The sequence below is a fragment of the Victivallis vadensis genome (assembly GCF_003096415.1).
Classification (GTDB): domain Bacteria; phylum Verrucomicrobiota; class Lentisphaeria; order Victivallales; family Victivallaceae; genus Victivallis; species Victivallis vadensis.
Map to the genome: position 1 here is coordinate 81,967 of NZ_QEKH01000013.1, position 15,806 is coordinate 97,772.

Annotated in this window: 11 protein-coding genes; 7 read left to right on the plus strand and 4 right to left on the minus strand. The window is 62.9% G+C overall.

Features of this window, described 5'->3' with window-relative positions; genetic code table 11:
- Window positions 1–134: 134 nt before the first annotated feature.
- A complete protein-coding gene (locus tag C8D82_RS09310; RefSeq protein ID WP_116884006.1) occupies window positions 135–1,007 on the minus strand; it encodes a helix-turn-helix transcriptional regulator in 873 nt (290 codons plus the stop codon).
- A gap of 229 nt (window positions 1,008–1,236) precedes the next feature.
- Between C8D82_RS09310 and C8D82_RS09315 the strand changes: the two genes are divergently transcribed.
- From C8D82_RS09315 to C8D82_RS09335, 5 genes are read left to right on the plus strand one after another with little or no spacing between them, the layout of a single operon-like run.
- Window positions 1,237–2,400 carry a sialidase family protein gene (locus C8D82_RS09315; RefSeq protein WP_116884007.1) on the plus strand — a complete coding sequence of 388 codons (1,164 nt, stop codon included), beginning with the start codon at window positions 1,237–1,239 and terminating at the stop codon, window positions 2,398–2,400.
- Window positions 2,397–3,119 (plus strand): type II secretion system protein, encoded by a 723-nt coding sequence (locus tag C8D82_RS09320; protein ID WP_116884008.1) that lies wholly within the window; start codon window positions 2,397–2,399, stop codon window positions 3,117–3,119. Before C8D82_RS09315 ends, C8D82_RS09320 begins: the two co-directional genes overlap by 4 nt.
- A 19-nt stretch (window positions 3,120–3,138) precedes the next feature.
- A complete protein-coding gene (locus C8D82_RS09325) occupies window positions 3,139–5,205 on the plus strand; it encodes a hypothetical protein (protein WP_116884009.1) in 2,067 nt (688 codons plus the stop codon).
- Between the two features lie 20 nt (window positions 5,206–5,225).
- A complete protein-coding gene (locus C8D82_RS09330) occupies window positions 5,226–6,323 on the plus strand; it encodes a sugar kinase (protein WP_116884010.1) in 1,098 nt (365 codons plus the stop codon).
- Between the two features lie 4 nt (window positions 6,324–6,327).
- Window positions 6,328–6,939 carry a 2-dehydro-3-deoxy-6-phosphogalactonate aldolase gene (locus C8D82_RS09335; RefSeq protein ID WP_116884011.1) on the plus strand — a complete coding sequence of 204 codons (612 nt, stop codon included), beginning with the start codon at window positions 6,328–6,330 and terminating at the stop codon, window positions 6,937–6,939.
- Here C8D82_RS09335 and C8D82_RS09340 read toward each other — a convergent pair.
- Window positions 6,936–8,516, minus strand: a complete 1,581-nt coding sequence (locus tag C8D82_RS09340; protein ID WP_116884012.1) for an alpha-L-rhamnosidase-related protein — start codon at window positions 8,514–8,516, stop codon at window positions 6,936–6,938. The two genes, C8D82_RS09335 and C8D82_RS09340, sit on opposite strands and share 4 nt — an antisense overlap.
- A gap of 110 nt (window positions 8,517–8,626) precedes the next feature.
- Between C8D82_RS09340 and C8D82_RS09345 the strand changes: the two genes are divergently transcribed.
- Both C8D82_RS09345 and C8D82_RS09350 read left to right on the plus strand, forming a co-directional pair.
- Window positions 8,627–9,514, plus strand: a complete 888-nt coding sequence (locus C8D82_RS09345) for a helix-turn-helix domain-containing protein (RefSeq protein WP_116884013.1) — start codon at window positions 8,627–8,629, stop codon at window positions 9,512–9,514.
- 114 nt (window positions 9,515–9,628) lie between these two features.
- Complete coding sequence (locus C8D82_RS09350) at window positions 9,629–12,178, plus strand: alpha/beta fold hydrolase (protein WP_116884014.1); 2,550 nt, start codon at window positions 9,629–9,631, stop codon at window positions 12,176–12,178.
- A 10-nt stretch (window positions 12,179–12,188) separates the two neighbouring features.
- Here C8D82_RS09350 and C8D82_RS09355 read toward each other — a convergent pair whose 3' ends face one another.
- Both C8D82_RS09355 and C8D82_RS09360 read right to left on the minus strand, forming a co-directional pair.
- The gene (locus tag C8D82_RS09355) at window positions 12,189–14,522 is read right to left on the minus strand and encodes a right-handed parallel beta-helix repeat-containing protein (RefSeq protein ID WP_165832970.1); all 2,334 of its coding nucleotides are present in this window, start codon (window positions 14,520–14,522) and stop codon (window positions 12,189–12,191) included.
- A 148-nt stretch (window positions 14,523–14,670) separates the two neighbouring features.
- Window positions 14,671–15,795, minus strand: coding sequence for a muramidase family protein (locus C8D82_RS09360; protein WP_116884016.1), 1,125 nt, complete (start codon window positions 15,793–15,795; stop codon window positions 14,671–14,673).
- Between the last annotated feature and the right edge of the window lie 11 nt (window positions 15,796–15,806).

Sequence of the window (15,806 nt, forward strand, 5' to 3'; positions counted from 1 at the left end):
ATATTGTAAAAAAATGAATAAATATACAACCAATTAAACCAATATAGTACCAATTTACAAAAGAAAATCCTCCGCTTTTTTCGGCAGGGAAAAATGACACAGGAAACTGCCCGCCGGACGGCGGAGTTACTCTTTCAGTACCGTCGGGAGCCGTTGGCGTCCGGAAAACAGATGTTCGCGAAAATCCGGTGCGTCCTGCGGTATTCCAGCGGCGTCTCCCCGTAAAACCGCCGGAACGCCGGGAAAAAGCCGCTCAGCGAGCCGAAACCGCACTGGTATGCAATCTGCGTGATCGTCAGGTCGCTGCCGGAGAGCAGCCGGGCGGCGTAGTCGGCGCGGGCCCGGTTTACCGCCTCGCTCGGCGTGACGCCGGCAAAGCGCCTCAGCTCGCGCGCGACATGTTCCGGCGTGCGCCCGGCGAGAACCGCCAGCGCCCGGCTGCCGAGCTTCAGGTGCTCCGGCTGCCGTTCCAGCTCCGCAGCCGCCTCCTGCAGCCATGCCGGGCAGCGGCGGTACGGATTCGCCAGCATCGTGGAAAGTTCGCCGACCAGATTCATCAGGAAACGGTCGAGGGCAAGCCGCGATTCAGGATTGTTCCGCAGTCCCGCCGCGCCGCGGTCGAGCCACTCGAACAGCGACTCCGACAAGGGTATCATGATCGGCTGCCGGTTGTCGCTGCCGAAATAGTAGCGGAACTCCTCGTAACGGGCGGTCAGCTCCCCGATGATTTCAGCCGGAAATGCGAGATTGTAGAATTGCAGCGGCTGCCGGCTGGCCCCGGTCACCCGGTGGCGGTCGTGCGGCCGGATCCAGACCAGGTCGCCGTGCCGGAGGCGGCTCCGTTCCCCGTTGACCTCGTGTTCCGCCTCGCCGGAGAGAATCCAGAAAATTTCGTGGAAATCGTGCCGGTGCTCCTCGATCTCTCCGCCAGTCGGCAAATGGTGTTTGAACAGCTTCAGGATGGAGGAGGAACGGAAGCTGAGCGTTTCCCAATGCAGGATCTTCATAATGATTTTTCCGCCATATTGTGAATAAACAGACAGCCCGCCAGATCCGGGCTATTCCCCGTACTGCCAGCAGAATATACTTCATGCGACGCCAGAATGCAAATCCGTTGAAATATCAAAATAATGGAATAAATCCGGAGAATTCCGGAAGCTTTTCCCCAAAACGGTGGTATAATTATAACGTGACAGGAGCTGCCGGACGCGGCACGAATGTAAAAAGGAAATTGAAATGACCGATGTTGACAAACTGAATTCACCGCTGCTCGCGCCGTGTTTTCTGCCGGGAGCCTCCGATGAGCCGTCCCGTTTTCAGGGGATTCCCGGCGTGGAGGTGACGCCCGGCGGGAACCGCTTCGCCGTCTGGTACGGCGGCGGCGACGGGGAAGGCCCCGAAAACTACCTGATGGTGGCGCGCTGCACGCCGCAGCTTCCCGGCGAATGGCCGGTCGTGCTGCGCGTAGATCATCCGGGGCGGGAAATCCGCTGTTTCGACGCCGGGCTGTGGCTCGATCCCGCCGGAAATCTCCGGCTCTTCTGGAGCCAGTCGCGCTGCCGGGAGACCGGCAAGGATGTCTCCGACGGCGTCAACGGCGTCTGGCAGAGCGTCTGCGCCGCGCCGGACGCCCCGGTTCTCTCATGGAGCCGCCCGGAACGGATCTGCGACGGAATCATGCTGAACAAGCCGACGGTCGCGGCGAACGGCGACTGGCTGCTGCCGGTCTCCGTCTGGGGTGACGGAACCGGCGGAGGGCGCCTCCCCGAATCGCTGCGCGCATATTCGGGGGCGAATCTCTTCGTATCGGAAGACGGCGGCAGAAGTTTCCACCGCCGGGGCCTTGTCCGGGTGGAGGAGGGCCGGATCTTCGATGAACATCTCTTCGTCGAACGGCGCGACGGGTCGCTGCTGATGCTGATCCGCACGCTCTACGGCATCGCGGAAGCCGTCTCCGCCGACGGCGGCCGGAGCTGGACGCCTCCGCGCCGTTCCCGGTTGCGAGGCCCAGGCTCCCGCTTCGCGCTGCGGCGGCTGAAATCCGGGGCGCTGCTGCTGGTCAACCACCGGTGTGACGGCCCTTTCAGCCCGGTCCGCGAAAAACTGGAGGCCTGCCTTTCGGACGACGACGGCGCAAGCTGGACGCCGGGCATGATGATCGACCCGCGCACCGGCGTTTCCTACCCGGATTTCGCCCAGCAGAGCGACGGAACGATCCTCTGCGTCTACGACCGCGACCGGTACGGCGCAGGCGAAATCCTGCTCGCGGAATTCACCGAGGCGGATCTCCGGGCGGGAAGCCTCCCGCATCCGCCGCGCGTGATCCATTCATTGTCCGGCCGGCCGGAAACCGCTGCCCATCAAACTATGAACAAACAGGAAATGGAGTTGGTACCATGAGAAAATTTTCCCTGGCGGAACCGTCCGCCCTGTCCGGGCTTCGTTCTTTCCCCGTTTTTGCCCGGTTCACCCTGATCGAGCTACTCGTAGTGATTGCAATCATTGCGATCCTCGCGGGGATGCTGCTGCCGGCGCTGAATCAGGCAAGGGAACGCGCCAAGGCGATCAGTTGCAAATCGAACCTGAAACAGATCGGCACGACCATCCTGATGTACACCGGCGACTTCAAAGACCGCCTGCCGGAAACCACGCAGGCGGGCAGGTCGTGGGAACACTGGCTGATCAAGGGAGGCTACATCCCGGAATCCGACGACATCAAACTGGTGCGCTGCCCGAAAGACGCAATCGTCAGGACCGCGACGGAGTTCCCGCCGAAGAGCTACCGCTGCAACGGCTACCTCTGGTCCGACGCATCGACCTGTCTGCAGGGGGCGGTCAACCGGGTCCGCAACAAGCCGACCCAGTTGATTTCGCTGACGTGCCAGCCGGATGCGGCGATGCAGTGTTTCCGCAACAGCAAATCGATCGAATTCGGTTTCTCGGTCGCCTCCGGCACTTCCGACGGACAGTGGACGCACGGCGGCGCATTCGGCACTTATTTGTTTCTCGGCGGCAACGTCGACAACATCATGTTCCGGATCGACGACGACCTGAACCTCGGCGGCAGCAAGGTCCTCTGGAACCGCCACTGGAACGCCAAAGACGCGCCGACCATGTAACCCTCAGGAAAGATTTCCCATGAACTACAGACTGTTTTCCCTGATCGCGGCGCTGGCCGCACTCCTCCCGGCCGGAGCCGGCACTCCCCGCATCACGGTCGACGCCGGGAAAAGCGCCGGACCGGTCAACCCGCTGGTCTTCGGAGCGAACATCGAAGCGGCCGACGACCGGGGGATTTTCGACCGCCCCCTGAATGCGCCGATCAATCCGCACGCGGTCGCGCAGGGCGAAGGGACCTGGGACCCGGCGGCGAACCGGCCCCATCCGAACATCGTGTGCAAACTCCGCGAAATGCGCATCGGCATGATGCGCTATCCGGGCGGCTGCCTCGCGCACAACTACAACTGGAAGCAGGCGGTCGGACCACTTTCGGAACGGCCCGACTGGAAGTTCGGCATCGACGAGTACATCCGGCTCTGCCGGGCGCTCGGCGCCGAGCCGATCATCACGATGACCGACTACGCGCTGCCGGCGGAGGAGCTGCCGGAACACATGGCCGAACTGGTGGAGTACCTGAACGCCCCCGCGACGCCGGAACACCCATGGGCGATGAAGCGCGCGAAGTGGGGGAATCCAGAACCGTACTGCGTCCGCTACTTCGAGCTTGGCAACGAGAGCAGCCACGGCAGCCACAACCTCGTGCCGCGCCGCCACTACACGCCGGAGGAGTACGCCGCCTACTTCCGCTCCTGTGCCGCGGCGATGCGCCGGGTCGATCCGGCCGTGCGGCTCGGGATCGTGATGGAGCCGGGAACCGGCGAACAGTACGATTCGCCGTGGAACCGCACCGTGCTTGAACAGGCCGGAAAGGAGGCGGATTTCGTGGTGCTCCACTTCTATGCGCCGCGCATCGCGGACCAGACGCCGCAGCAGGCGCTGGCCGCCGTCCTCGCCTACGGCGATCAGGTAGAATTCCGGCTGAAGCAGTACCGGGAGCAGGCCCGCGCCCTGACCGGCAGGGAACTGCCGCTGGCGATGACCGAATTCAACATCGGTTCGACCGGCAACAAGCCGTATCCGTGGCGGTTCAGCTTCCTCGCCGGGCTGATGAACGCCGACCTGCAGCGCATCTGGCTGAAGCCGGAAAACGGCATCCTGTGCGCGAACTACTGGCAGGTGGTCAACGGCTACTGGGGCAGTTTCCGCAGCAACGAAAAAGGTGAAATCACCCTCCGGCGCGCTCCGGTTTCCTTCTTTGAAACCTGGGGCGGCTATACCGGCAGCGAACTTGTGCAGACTGCCGTTGCGGATGCGCCGCGCCTCGACGCGGCTCCGGTTCCGGGTCTCGCAGTGTCGCGGGGCGGGCGGCTCCTCCTGCCGGAACCCGCCGGGGAGGCAAAGCCGGGCGCGATCTCCGGGAAACACTTCCCGGCCGGAATCGCACTGGCCGCGGCGGGAAAGGATTCGCTGACGATCCGGTTCGACGGATTCGACGGCAAAAGCGCCTATCCTGAATTCGCCGAACTGCCGCGCCCGGCACAGATCCCCGCCGGAGATGCTTTCCGCTATCTGATCTCATTCGAGGCGAAATATACGCCGGACCGGCCGGGAGAACGCCCGTCGGGAGCGTTCGGCCTGGGCATGGTCGACAGCCGCGGCTGGGAGAAAACCGCCTCCGCCGTTTCGATTTCCGGCATTCAGGCCGCAACGCAGTGGAAGCGATTCACCGGCAGCTATCAGGTGCTGCCCGACACTCCGGGAAGCAAAGTGCTGTTCCGTGTGGAAGGCGTTTCTGCTCCGCTCTCCGGCACGGTCGAAATCCGCAACCTGCGCTTTGCGCTCGAAACCCAGCCGGTGTTCCCGGCCTACCGCACCCTGACGGCGCTCGCCAGCCGCAGCGCCGACGGCGGCACCCTCTATCTGACGGTATTCAATAAAGATCCGCAAAAGCCGGTCCGGGCGGAGGTGAAGCTGGAAAACTTCGACGCCGCAGCCGGTTCCGGTGTCGTGCTGGCCGCCGCGGCCCCGGAGACCGCAGCCGATACGATTCCGCGCCCGGTCGCGGTGAAACCGGCCTCCGGCAGCTTCGTTCACGAGTTTCCGGCGGCGTCGATGACCGCGCTGAAGTTCCGGCGCAACCGATAAAACCAACAGGGAGTTGATCTATGAATAAAAATTATATCGCGGGTTTCGGCGAGGTGATGCTGCGGCTCTGCCCGCCGGGAAGGAAACGGTTCGCCCAGAGCCTGCCGGGCCCTCTTGAAGCGACTTACGGCGGCGGCGAGGCGAATGTCTGCGCTTCGCTGGCCATGCTCGGCGCGAAAGCCCGCTGCCTGACCGCGCTGCCGCCGAATCCGGTCGCCCAGGCGTTCGCGGCGGAACTGCGCGGCCTCGGCGTCGACACGACCCGGATCAACTGGAAACCGCGGGGACGCATGGGAGTCTACTACGCCGAACACGGCGCGGCACAGCGCGGCTCGAACGTGGTGTACGACCGGGAGGGGTCGACGATCGCGCTGCTCACCCCGGAGGAGTACGACTTCGACGCGATGCTCGAAGACGTGGGTCACTTGCACCTCACCGGAATCACGCACGCCCTCAGCGAAAACGCCTGCCGTTCGACGCAGGCGCTGGCGGAGGCGGCGGCGGCGCGGGGCGTGACCATCTCCTGCGACCTGAACTTCCGCAAAAAACTCTGGAACTGGCGCCCCGGCACCGCCCCGAAAGAGCTGGCCGCCGAGTGCATGGGCAAACTTGTGCCGCTGGCCGACTGGCTCATCTGCAACGAGGAGGACGCCGCCGATGTGTTCGGCATCCGCTCCGAGGCGACCGAAGTCGAGGCGGGCAAACTGAACGCCGCCGGCTACCGGGAGGTCGCGAAGCGGCTGCTCGAACGTTTCCCGAAGGTGTCGAAAGTCGCGGTGACGCTGCGCGAAAGCGTCTCCGCCGACCACAACAACTGGGGGGCGATGCTCTTCGACCGCGAAGCCGGAGCCTTTTTCGCCCCGCTCGACGCGGCGGGAAACTATGCGCCGTATGAGATCCGCGACATCGTCGACCGCTTCGGCGGCGGCGACTCCTTCGGCGCGGCGCTGATCTACGCGCTTTACAGCGATGAGTACGCCGAACCGCAAACGGCGATCCGCTTCGCCGCCGCGGCGAGCTGCCTGAAGCACTCCATCCCCGGCGACTACAACTACAGCTCCCGGCAGGAGGTCGCCGCGCTGATGAACGGCTCCGGTTCGGGCCGGGTGGCGAGGTGATGCGATGACGTTTCAGGAACAGGCCCGACGCTGCCCCGTGGTGGCGATCCTGCGCGGCATCACGCCGGAGGAGATGCTCCCCGTCTGTGAAGCACTGCGCACAGCCGGAATCCGGCTGCTCGAAGTCCCCCTGAATTCACCGGACGCGCTGGAGAGCATCCGGCACGCGGCGGCGAAGTACCATGCCGCAGGCGAACTGCTCGCCGGAGCCGGCACGGTCCTCACTGCGCAAAATGTCCGCGACGTGGCGGCGGCGGGAGGCCGCTTCATCATTTCGCCGGATGCGAATCCCGAAGTGATCCGCGAGACCAAGCGGCTCGGCCTCGTGTCGATTCCGGGCTTTTTCACCGCGACCGAAGCCTTCACCGCGCTGCGCGCGGGCGCGGACTACCTGAAGTTCTTCCCCGCCGGGAAACTCGGCCCGGGCTATGTCAAAGACCTCAAAGCGGTCATCAAAGCCCCGATCCTTGCGGTCGGCGGGGTCGACACGGACAACATCGCGGCGTTTCTGGACGTCTGCGCCGGAGTCGGAATCGGTTCGGCGCTGTACAAGCCGGGAAAAACACCCGCCGAAATCGAGCAGGCGGCAGCGGTGTACGCCGCCGCCGTCCGTTAACCGGCGACGACCTCCACCCCCTCCGGAGCGTCGATCTCCGGCCTGCCGGAGCGGCTCGCCGCCACCCGGACCGGGCCGAACGGCGTCGGCACGCTGCCCTCGGCGAAGTCGAGGCCGCACAGTTCCGGGCTGACCGCCACTTTGCGGCCGCCGGGTTCGAGGAACTTCACGCCGAGCACCCGTTCGCTCAGGAACGGCGTCGGCCCCGCCGCCCAGCCGTGGCACAGGCTGTGGCGCAATCCCCGGTAGCAGTACTTGCCGAAATCGGCGTGCAGGTCGTCTTTGCCCGGCACCGGCAGTTCCGAAATCGGCGAGGTGTTCTTCAGCCAGTCGAGGTCGAAATCCTCCCAGAAAGTGGTCGCGCCGTAATCCAGCATCCCGCCCCAGAAGCGGCGGATCAGCTCCAGCGCCGGAGCGGTCGGCTGCGCCAGAAGCATGTAGTAGCCGTAGAAGGTGCTGACGCCGCGGAACGGATCGCGCGCCAATACGTCGGAACGGTCCGCGATTCCGCTCAACGTCAGCATCGCGGCCGCCGCCTTGCTGTCGCCGCAGTCGGGCACGTGACCCATCATCCGCCGCGCGAACTCCAGCGGGCGGGAAGCGTCGATGCCGAGCGCGCCGCAGAGCTTCGCGCCGCACTGGAATGCGCGGCACAGCAGCCCCTGCAGCCCGGCGTGCATCGCGACCGGATTGTCGTTGTTCGGCCAGTCGAGGAAGCGGCGCGGCGGCACCATTTCGGAGCCGTCCTGATTCACATACTCCTCCAGTTGCCGCAGCAGGCCGGTCAGGTACTCCCGCTGTTCCTGTAAATAGACGAGGTCGCCGCGATGCAGATAGTATTCGTACTGGTTGACGATCCACCACAGAGAATAGCTGGTGATGTTGTTCATCACCCGCGGCAGCGGCGTGTGGTCCCGCACGAAGTCGAGGCTGGCCGGAATCAGCGACACATCGTCGAATACCGACAGAATGCCGCAGATTTCCGGGTGGAGATCCCCCATCCAGACCAGCCGGTCGCGTTTGGCGCCGTCGTAGATGTAATCCTGCATATTCAGCAGCAGCGTGTAGGCGCCGGTTTCCCAGATCCGGTTCAGCCGTTCGTCGGAGCAGCGGAAGGAGCCGCCGCGCTTCAGGTCGCGGTACAGCGCGACCGCGAGCACGTTCATCAGTTCGAGCTTCGCGTCGAGCGCGTCGATCCGCACGAAGCGGAATGCGGTGTTGCCGTATTCGAGCATCCCCATCGCCGGAACCTGCAGTTCGGTGTCGTGAATCGCGTGATCCTGATTCGGCGCTCCCATCGCCTCGCTCGCCGACTCTCCGAACCGAAGCCGGATGCGCCCCGCGCCGGAGCGGTTCACGATCCGCACCCCGCCGTGCAGTTCAACGCCGAAGTCGAGCAACAGCGCGCCGCCGGGCTGCAGAATGCAGAGACGTTCGGAACCCGAAATGGAGGGCTGGATCGCCGGATTGCCCGGCAGGATTTCCGCGTTTTGCGCCTGTTCCGCCAGCATCACGCGGTGCACCGGCAGATATTCCCGAATCCGGGCGTCCCGGATCGCATTTTTATAAATCGACATGGCCAACTCCCTGTTTTTGTTGCATTATTATCAATTATACCGTATTTTTTCCAAAAAACCTTGATAATCCGATCACAGAATGGTATATTTCGCTGAAATCAGGAGAAAACATGGATCAATTCCCCGGCAAAGCGCCGCATTTCATCACGTCGGACCATCATTTCCACCGGGATATGCCGGTCGCGCTGCGCATCCGGGATTATTCGGAAAATTCCGATCTGCTTCACAGCCATGAGTTTCACGAACTGGTGCTGGTGCTCGGCGGCAGCGGGCTGCACGTGTTGCAGGAACGCAGCTACCCGATCTATCCCGGAGATGTGTTCCTGATCAAGCCGCGCCAGGTGCACGGCTACCGGAATTTGAAAAAACTCAATATCGCGAACTTCCTCTATCTGCCCGACCGGCTCGCCGCGGAACTGGACCAGCTCAAATCGCTGCTGGGCTACTATGTGTTCTTCGAGAGCGATCCGCTGCTGGCCGGGCGCGCCCGTTACAAAAACCGGCTGACGCTGGAGGCGGAACGGTTCAACCAGGCGCGCGAACTGACGCTCAGGATGCGGCGCGAACAGCAGCGGCAGACGCCCGGCTGGGAGTTGATGTCCCGGCTGCTTTTCCTGCAGTTGATGCTGCTGATCTGCCGCACTTTCTCCAAAAGTGAAACCACCGGCTCGGAGGAGACGATGAAAATCGGACGCATCCTCCGCTATTTCGAGGAGAACTATGCCCGGCCGGTCGCGCTGGCGGAAGTCGCCCGCCACTGCGGCTGCTCGGTCCCGACGCTGACCCGCTTTTTCCGGGAGGCGATGGACGACAGCCCGATCGACTACCTGAACCGCCTGCGGCTGGACAAGGCGGCGGAGCTCCTGCGCAGCTCCCGGCTTCCGGTCACGGAAATCGCCCGGAAAACCGGATTCTGCGACAGCAATTACCTGACCAAATGCTTCACTCGCCGCTTCGCGCTTTCGCCGCGCGCCTACCGGCAGATGAACTCCGAATGAAAAACTTGCTTTTTCTGTGCTTTTTCGCTCCGGGGACTGTAAAAATGCGCGGGAGATGTTATATTTCTTTTATGATAATATCAATGCCCGAATGCGAGGAAATGATTTCCGCTTATGATTGAACGCCGCTGGCTGGAACAGGCCGATGAAAATGGAGTCATCACCCGGATCGCCTATTTCGACAACGAAGCGGCCGGTCAACCGGTGCTGCTGATCCACGGATTCGCGGAATTTTCCTGCACCTGGGAACCGGTGCTGGAGTACCTGCCGCCGGATTTCCGCTACATCCGGCTGGATGTGAAGGGCTTCGGGTATTCGTCCAAGAACGATCCGGACCGGCTGTCGCTGTTCGACTTCACCCGCAGCACCGCCGACTTCATCCGTTCGCTGGACCTGAAGGATCTGGTGCTGATCGGCCATTCGATGGGCGGGGCGATCTCCTCGCTGATCCTGAACTACTCCGACGTGCGCAGCCGGGTCGACAAACTGGTCCTGATCGACAGCGCCGGCATGTTCGAACAGGTGCCGGCCTTCATCGAAACTCTGGCCGCGATGTCGCACGACAATCCGCTGCTGCGCTTCGCCAACGAGGATTTGATGGCCTATCTGATCATGCAGCAGGCCTATGCCAGCGAGATGAAGATCAGTCAGGAGCTGGTCGGAGCCTATGCCGAAGCGATGCGGCTGCCCGGTTCGCGCGAATGCGTGATCGCGGCGGCCAGACAGTTTCTGATTCCGAATGTGCCGGCTTTTCAGCAGGATCTGCGCAAGCTGCGGCTGCCGACTCTGATCATCTGGGGCGCACAGGACCGGATTATCCCGATGGAAGACGGTGAAAAATTCCACGACTGCATCGCCGGTTCACGGTTGGAGGTGCTGCCCGAATGCGGCCATTCGCCGCAGGAGGAGTGCCCGGAGGAAACCGGCAGGCTGATCGCCGATTTCCTGCTGGACGCTCCCCCGGCGCCCGCGCCGGAAACGTCAACGGAACTGCTGCCGGCGAAGGCGGCCGCCCCGGTGGTGGAATCCCGGTCGCTGCGGGAGCGTTCGATGGATCAGCTGCGCCAGTTGCGCGACGTCTACAAACTCCGGATGACCCGGCTGGTCGACCGCTGGAGCTTCGGCACGATCTTCCTGCTCGGCTTCATCAAGGTGCTGCAACTGCTGAAAAAGCTCGGCATGAGGGCCGAGGAGAACGGCTGGCGCAAGGCGACCGGCATTTTCCTGCGCAGTGAATACTCCAAATTCGTGCTCTCCTGCTTCCGGTTGAACTATTATCACGGCAGCCGCCCCGACAATCCGGTTTCGGCCCGGCTGGAGCTGATTCACCATCTCGGCGAATACATCCGCAATCACAGCCAGCTTCACTGGTCGGCCAGCCCCGGCTGGTTCCGGCTGGGACGGCGCAAGGTCTGGTTCACGGATGTGGCGGAGGCGTTCTACGACCGCACCGGCGAGCTGCTGTGGATCGAAATGCACTTCGACCCGGGGCGTGAAAATTTCCAGCTCCTCGACACGGAGGCGGTCAAGGCGGTGATGCGCGAAGCCGTCCGGCTGATCAACAACCTGCGCCGCCACGACAGCAAGGAGGTCAGCCGCCGGTTTTCGACCCGGCTCCGGCGCTGGGCCCGCAAAGTGCCCGGCTACAGCTATGCCGCGAGATTCGAGCTCAAGAACCTGGTGGAGCGGCTGCTGACCGCAACCTTTATCCACTGCGAATTCCTGCCGGACGATCCGGTTGCGCTGAACGCCAGACGGCTGGCCACGCCCAATCTGCGCAAATACCGCAATCCCGGCTGGGGGCTGCTGAATGTGATCGCGCGCTTCACGCCGGATTTCCGGGAAGTCGACCTCTGGATGCAGTACCACCACGTGCCGGTCGACGGCATGCCGATGCAGGAACTGCTCGCCGACCTGAAACACAACTGGGGGAACTTCGGGACGCTGCCGTTCCCGCCCGCCGGAAGCCCGGCGGCGAAACCGGAGGTGCAGTACGCGGGCAACCGGCTGTTCCGCTGCCGCTTCTTCGTGGACTTCGAGCCGCTGCTGGCGCTGCGCCGGGAGCTGAATGAAAAGTACGCCACGCTGATGGAAGGCCCCGCCACGGTCGCCGGAATGATCATCTGGGGAATGGCCCAGCACCGCTTCTTCCGCAACGGCAAGATGCTCTTTCCGGTCGACACCGACCTCGAAGGGCGCAATCCGGCGGAGCGGGAACTGAGTCTGGTCTTTATCCGGGCGGGGCGCTACTTCGACCGCAACAATCCGCTGAGCTGGTTCATCAACTTCCAGAAAGAGTTCAACCGCCGCCTGTGGCGCACCCGGCGCGGTGAAAGCGAGAGCTACGAGCTGCTGGAGCTCTATTCGATGATCCACCCGCTGTTCTACCAGATCGGCCACCGGCTGATGCCGGAGGCGATGAGCGAATTCGTCGGTTCGATGGGCATTTCGATCCTGCGCGACTCGGAAATCTTCATCAGTCCGCTGAGCGACCTCCAGATCAACGGCTTCATGACCATCAGCAACCTGACCCAGCCGACCGAGGACGGCAAAACCGCCGGGGCGGTCTGCGCCTGCGGCACCCGCGACCAGATTCGCTTCTACCGCGAGGCGATGGAAAATCTCGCCGCCGGCTACCGCTCTTTCCTGCAGCCGCGCGTGTAGCTGCTTCGGGTCAGGGAGCCTGTTCCGTTACGACCGTATTGCCGTAGACCTGCAAATCCCTGACCGAATCCGGGGCGTAGGAAACGCCGGGATCCGGGACGTGCGGCGACGCGATATAGCGGTTGCCGACGATGCGGACATTCTCCGAATGGGTCACGTGGAACCCGGCCCGGTAGGACAGCGGCTTTTTCCGCGCGGTGGGATTCACGAACGTGTTGTTGCGGAAGGTCACATTCCCCGCGGAGCTGATGAAAGCGACCAGCCCGAAGCTGTCCTTGAAGAGATTGTTTTCAAACAGGATGTCCGAAAGGATCGGGTAAGCGGTGCGTTCCGTCGACGGGTCCGTCCTGAGATAGACCCCCAGATAGATATCACGCGCCTTGCCGTCATTGCCGACGTCGCGCGGGTTCACGGAATCGAACCGGTTGTTCCGTATCACGATGTTGCCGGCGCCGTATCCCTCGCTCCAGGAATTCAGAGTATAGCCGGTTTCGATCTTGATCGCTCCCATCTCATTATGCCGGAAATGGTTGTCCTCCACCGTGACATCCCGCGCCAGAAGCAGGAGTCCCCGGGCGCGGTTGTCATGAAAGAAATTGTTGCGTATGATCAGGTTGCGCGTTCCGTAATTCCGGTTGAAAAGGATGAAGCCTCCGGCCTGCGGCGCCGGAAGCTCCTCCGCGAAGGAAAGCTCATACCGGCCGGCGGCCGCGTCGACGGCCCGGACTTCCCGGACCGTGGCCGTGAAGCCGGAGGGGGAGTAGTCGCCGTGGCGCAGCTCAACCGGATCGCCCACCCGGAAAGTATCCTGCCGGGCGTTGCGGGTCACGAGGGTATGAGCGCCGGATCTCTCGGCGAATCCGGTGTTGTCGTGCGCATTCAGGCAGTCGTCGGCGCCGTAGCTGAATTCGCAGTTCTCCATTTTGAAAAAGCCGCGCGAGCGCGAAATATGGCAGTGATCCGCCGTACAGGTGATCATGCGGCGGGAAACTCCTGCCGGAGGGGCGATATTGACCCGTCGGAACTGCCAGTACTGCTGAATGCCGCCGACGGTGAAAGCATGGCCCGCGCAGGAATGGATGTCAATATCCTCCAGAGAGAGATGGCGGTTGTCCGCCATCACAAAGCAATTCATATCGTAGTAATAATGCTGCATCCGGAAAAGCTGCCCTTCGCGGAACCGGCCGAGCCCGCCCTTCTGACGGAGCCGCAGCACATTGCCGGACAGCCATTCGGTGTCGGGCCGGTTGCGGCCGGCAAAGAATTCAAAGCCGCGGTCGAAACCTCCCTCGACGCCGACCGACCGGGTCGCCGGGTCGAAGCTGCTGACGATCGCAACGCGCAGATCCCGGCGGGGGAACCGGTCGTATTCGACGAACCGGAAGTCCACGAACTCCTCCGCCGCCTGCGCCACCTCGACCAGACTGGCAAGCGGGTCCTTCTCCCAATCCCAATCCACCTTGAAGTTGCGCAACACGACCCGCTCGCACTGCCGGATGAGGAAATTCGGCTCCCGCTTTTTGCAGTAGACAAAGGTTGCCCCGCCGCCGTCGAAGACGAAATCCCGCAGGCCGTCGAACAGGACGGCGGCGTCGGCCGTCATGCGATAGGTTCCCGGCGGAACCCGAAGCCGGGCCGCTCCGGCGGCGCGACAGTGCGCGATGGCCCGGTTCAGGGCGGCGGTGTTGTCGGGGGCGGCCGGATTCAGACCGAACTCCGCGGCATCGACGATGGCTCCCGCCGGATTATCGGGCCGGTCTACCTCGAACTCCCGCGCCCCGGCCGGAATCCGCCAATCGTTCCGGCCGGCTGGCGCCAGATTCCGCTGAATCGGGATAAAGCCGTCCTGCGTCCCCTCCGCCAGCTTGAAGTCGGTGATCTCTCCTTTCAGGCGACGGAAAGCATGAATCTGAAAAGCGTAGTCTTCCGCCTCCGTCCCGGCCCGGAACCGCAGAGTGACCGGCCGGAACTCCGTCCGGCCGCCCTCGTTGTGCCGCAGGGAATCCAGTGAAGCATCAGCGGCGGAGACGGGGCGGCAGAGAAAATGGAAAAAACGGCGCGCCGCATCCGGCTCCTCAACCCTGCAGCGGAAAGTGGCCACATAATTTCTTCCCGGTTTCAGAATCCCGGCTTTGGTGCGGAACAGCCAGTTCCAGTCATTCGCGGCCCGGGTGGTGTCGATCCGCAGCGTGTCCCGGTCGGGAGAGAGCTGCACAAAAAGCCCGTTCAGGGTAAAAGAAGAGGAAGCGCCAAAGCCTTCCTGAAGGACCGCCGCATCAGCCGCCGGCGCCGCAAATACAAAGGCCGCCGCAACCGGCAGCGCGGCCAGCAGGATTCTGAACATCTGATTCCCTCCCTGAAATAAAAACATTGACTTCCCCGGATATACCATGAATCAAACCGCCTCCCCGGTCAAGCGGAAAAGCGAAAAAAACGGCAAAAAAAAATCCCCCGGACCGAAGCCCGGAGGAGAGGTTTCATCGCGAACCGGATCATTCCGCGGGAATGAAGATCACGCTGCCCTTGCGAAGCGTGTTGTCCTTGGGCAGTTCAGGATTGAGCTGCTTCAGAACGCTGACCGTGGTGTTGTATTTCTTCGCGAAGTCTTCCAGCGAAATCTGGTCGTCGGTGATCTCAAACAACTGCGAATTGCCGGTCACGACCTCGTTCGGTTTCTCCGTGACGGGAACAACCGGATTTTCCGTCACAGCCGGAACCACAGGCGCGCCGTTGTCCGCCGGCGGAATCTCCGGAGTGCGATTAACCTCGGCGCTCTGGGCGTCCTTAAGCAGGTCATCGATACTGGTTTCCTGTTTCGGCGGCGTCGGCTGCACCGGCTTGGTGCTTACCGTATTGACGGAACCGCCCCTGCCCGGAACGACCAGCTTCTGGCCGATCTGAAGACGGCGGGTCGCCTCGTCGGAAAGATTGTTGGCGTTCTGCAGATCGCGCGACCGGATGCCGAGCTTTTTGGCGATCCCCGGAATCGTGTCCCCGGCCTTTACCGTGTAGGTGCCGTCGGCGGCAACCGGCGCGGCGGAACCCGGTTTGACCGGGGCGACGCCTTTTCTGCCTTTCGTCACACTCTTTTCACTGGTCTTTACGGAAGTCACCGGCTTGCCACCGGTCGGAATCACCAGCTTCCGGCCGGGGCGGATCCGTTTGGCGCTGTTGAGGTCGAGTCCGTTCGCCTTAAGCATCGCGGAAAGGCTGACGCCGTGCGCATTGGCGATTTTGCCGACCGTATCGCCCGCTTTGACCACATAGGTGCCGCCGGCGGCCGCGGTAACCGGCGCGGAACTGACTCCACCGCTCGAAGTCACCCCGGTCATCGGCTTGTAGACGGGCAGTTTCACAGCCTCTTTAGGCTGCGTTTTGGGAGCGGCCGGAACCGGCACGGGCGGAGGTAGCTCATTGACCGTGGGCTGCGGCTGGACAACCGGAGGCTGCCGGGTGAACTCATCCATCGGAGTTTCGCCGCCGGCTGCAGGCGCGTACTGGCGTTCATTCATCACGGTGCTGGAGCAGCCGCCGGAGACCAGAAGGCCGCCCAGAACGGCGATATGCAGAACGGCAACGCCGACCAGAATCACATACATATTTTTTTTCACTGCCAAATCCCTTTCCT

Bases quoted from the DNA above. Each gene is read 5' to 3' on its own strand.
- C8D82_RS09310 (WP_116884006.1), bottom strand. From the start codon at position 1,007: ATGAAGATCCTGCATTGGGAAACGCTCAGCTTCCGTTCCTCCTCCATC.
- C8D82_RS09315 (WP_116884007.1), top strand. From the start codon at position 1,237: ATGACCGATGTTGACAAACTGAATTCACCGCTGCTCGCGCCGTGTTTT.
- C8D82_RS09320 (WP_116884008.1), top strand. From the start codon at position 2,397: ATGAGAAAATTTTCCCTGGCGGAACCGTCCGCCCTGTCCGGGCTTCGT.
- C8D82_RS09325 (WP_116884009.1), top strand. From the start codon at position 3,139: ATGAACTACAGACTGTTTTCCCTGATCGCGGCGCTGGCCGCACTCCTC.
- C8D82_RS09330 (WP_116884010.1), top strand. From the start codon at position 5,226: ATGAATAAAAATTATATCGCGGGTTTCGGCGAGGTGATGCTGCGGCTC.
- C8D82_RS09335 (WP_116884011.1), top strand. From the start codon at position 6,328: ATGACGTTTCAGGAACAGGCCCGACGCTGCCCCGTGGTGGCGATCCTG.
- C8D82_RS09340 (WP_116884012.1), bottom strand. From the start codon at position 8,516: ATGTCGATTTATAAAAATGCGATCCGGGACGCCCGGATTCGGGAATAT.
- C8D82_RS09345 (WP_116884013.1), top strand. From the start codon at position 8,627: ATGGATCAATTCCCCGGCAAAGCGCCGCATTTCATCACGTCGGACCAT.
- C8D82_RS09350 (WP_116884014.1), top strand. From the start codon at position 9,629: ATGATTGAACGCCGCTGGCTGGAACAGGCCGATGAAAATGGAGTCATC.
- C8D82_RS09355 (WP_165832970.1), bottom strand. From the start codon at position 14,522: ATGTTCAGAATCCTGCTGGCCGCGCTGCCGGTTGCGGCGGCCTTTGTA.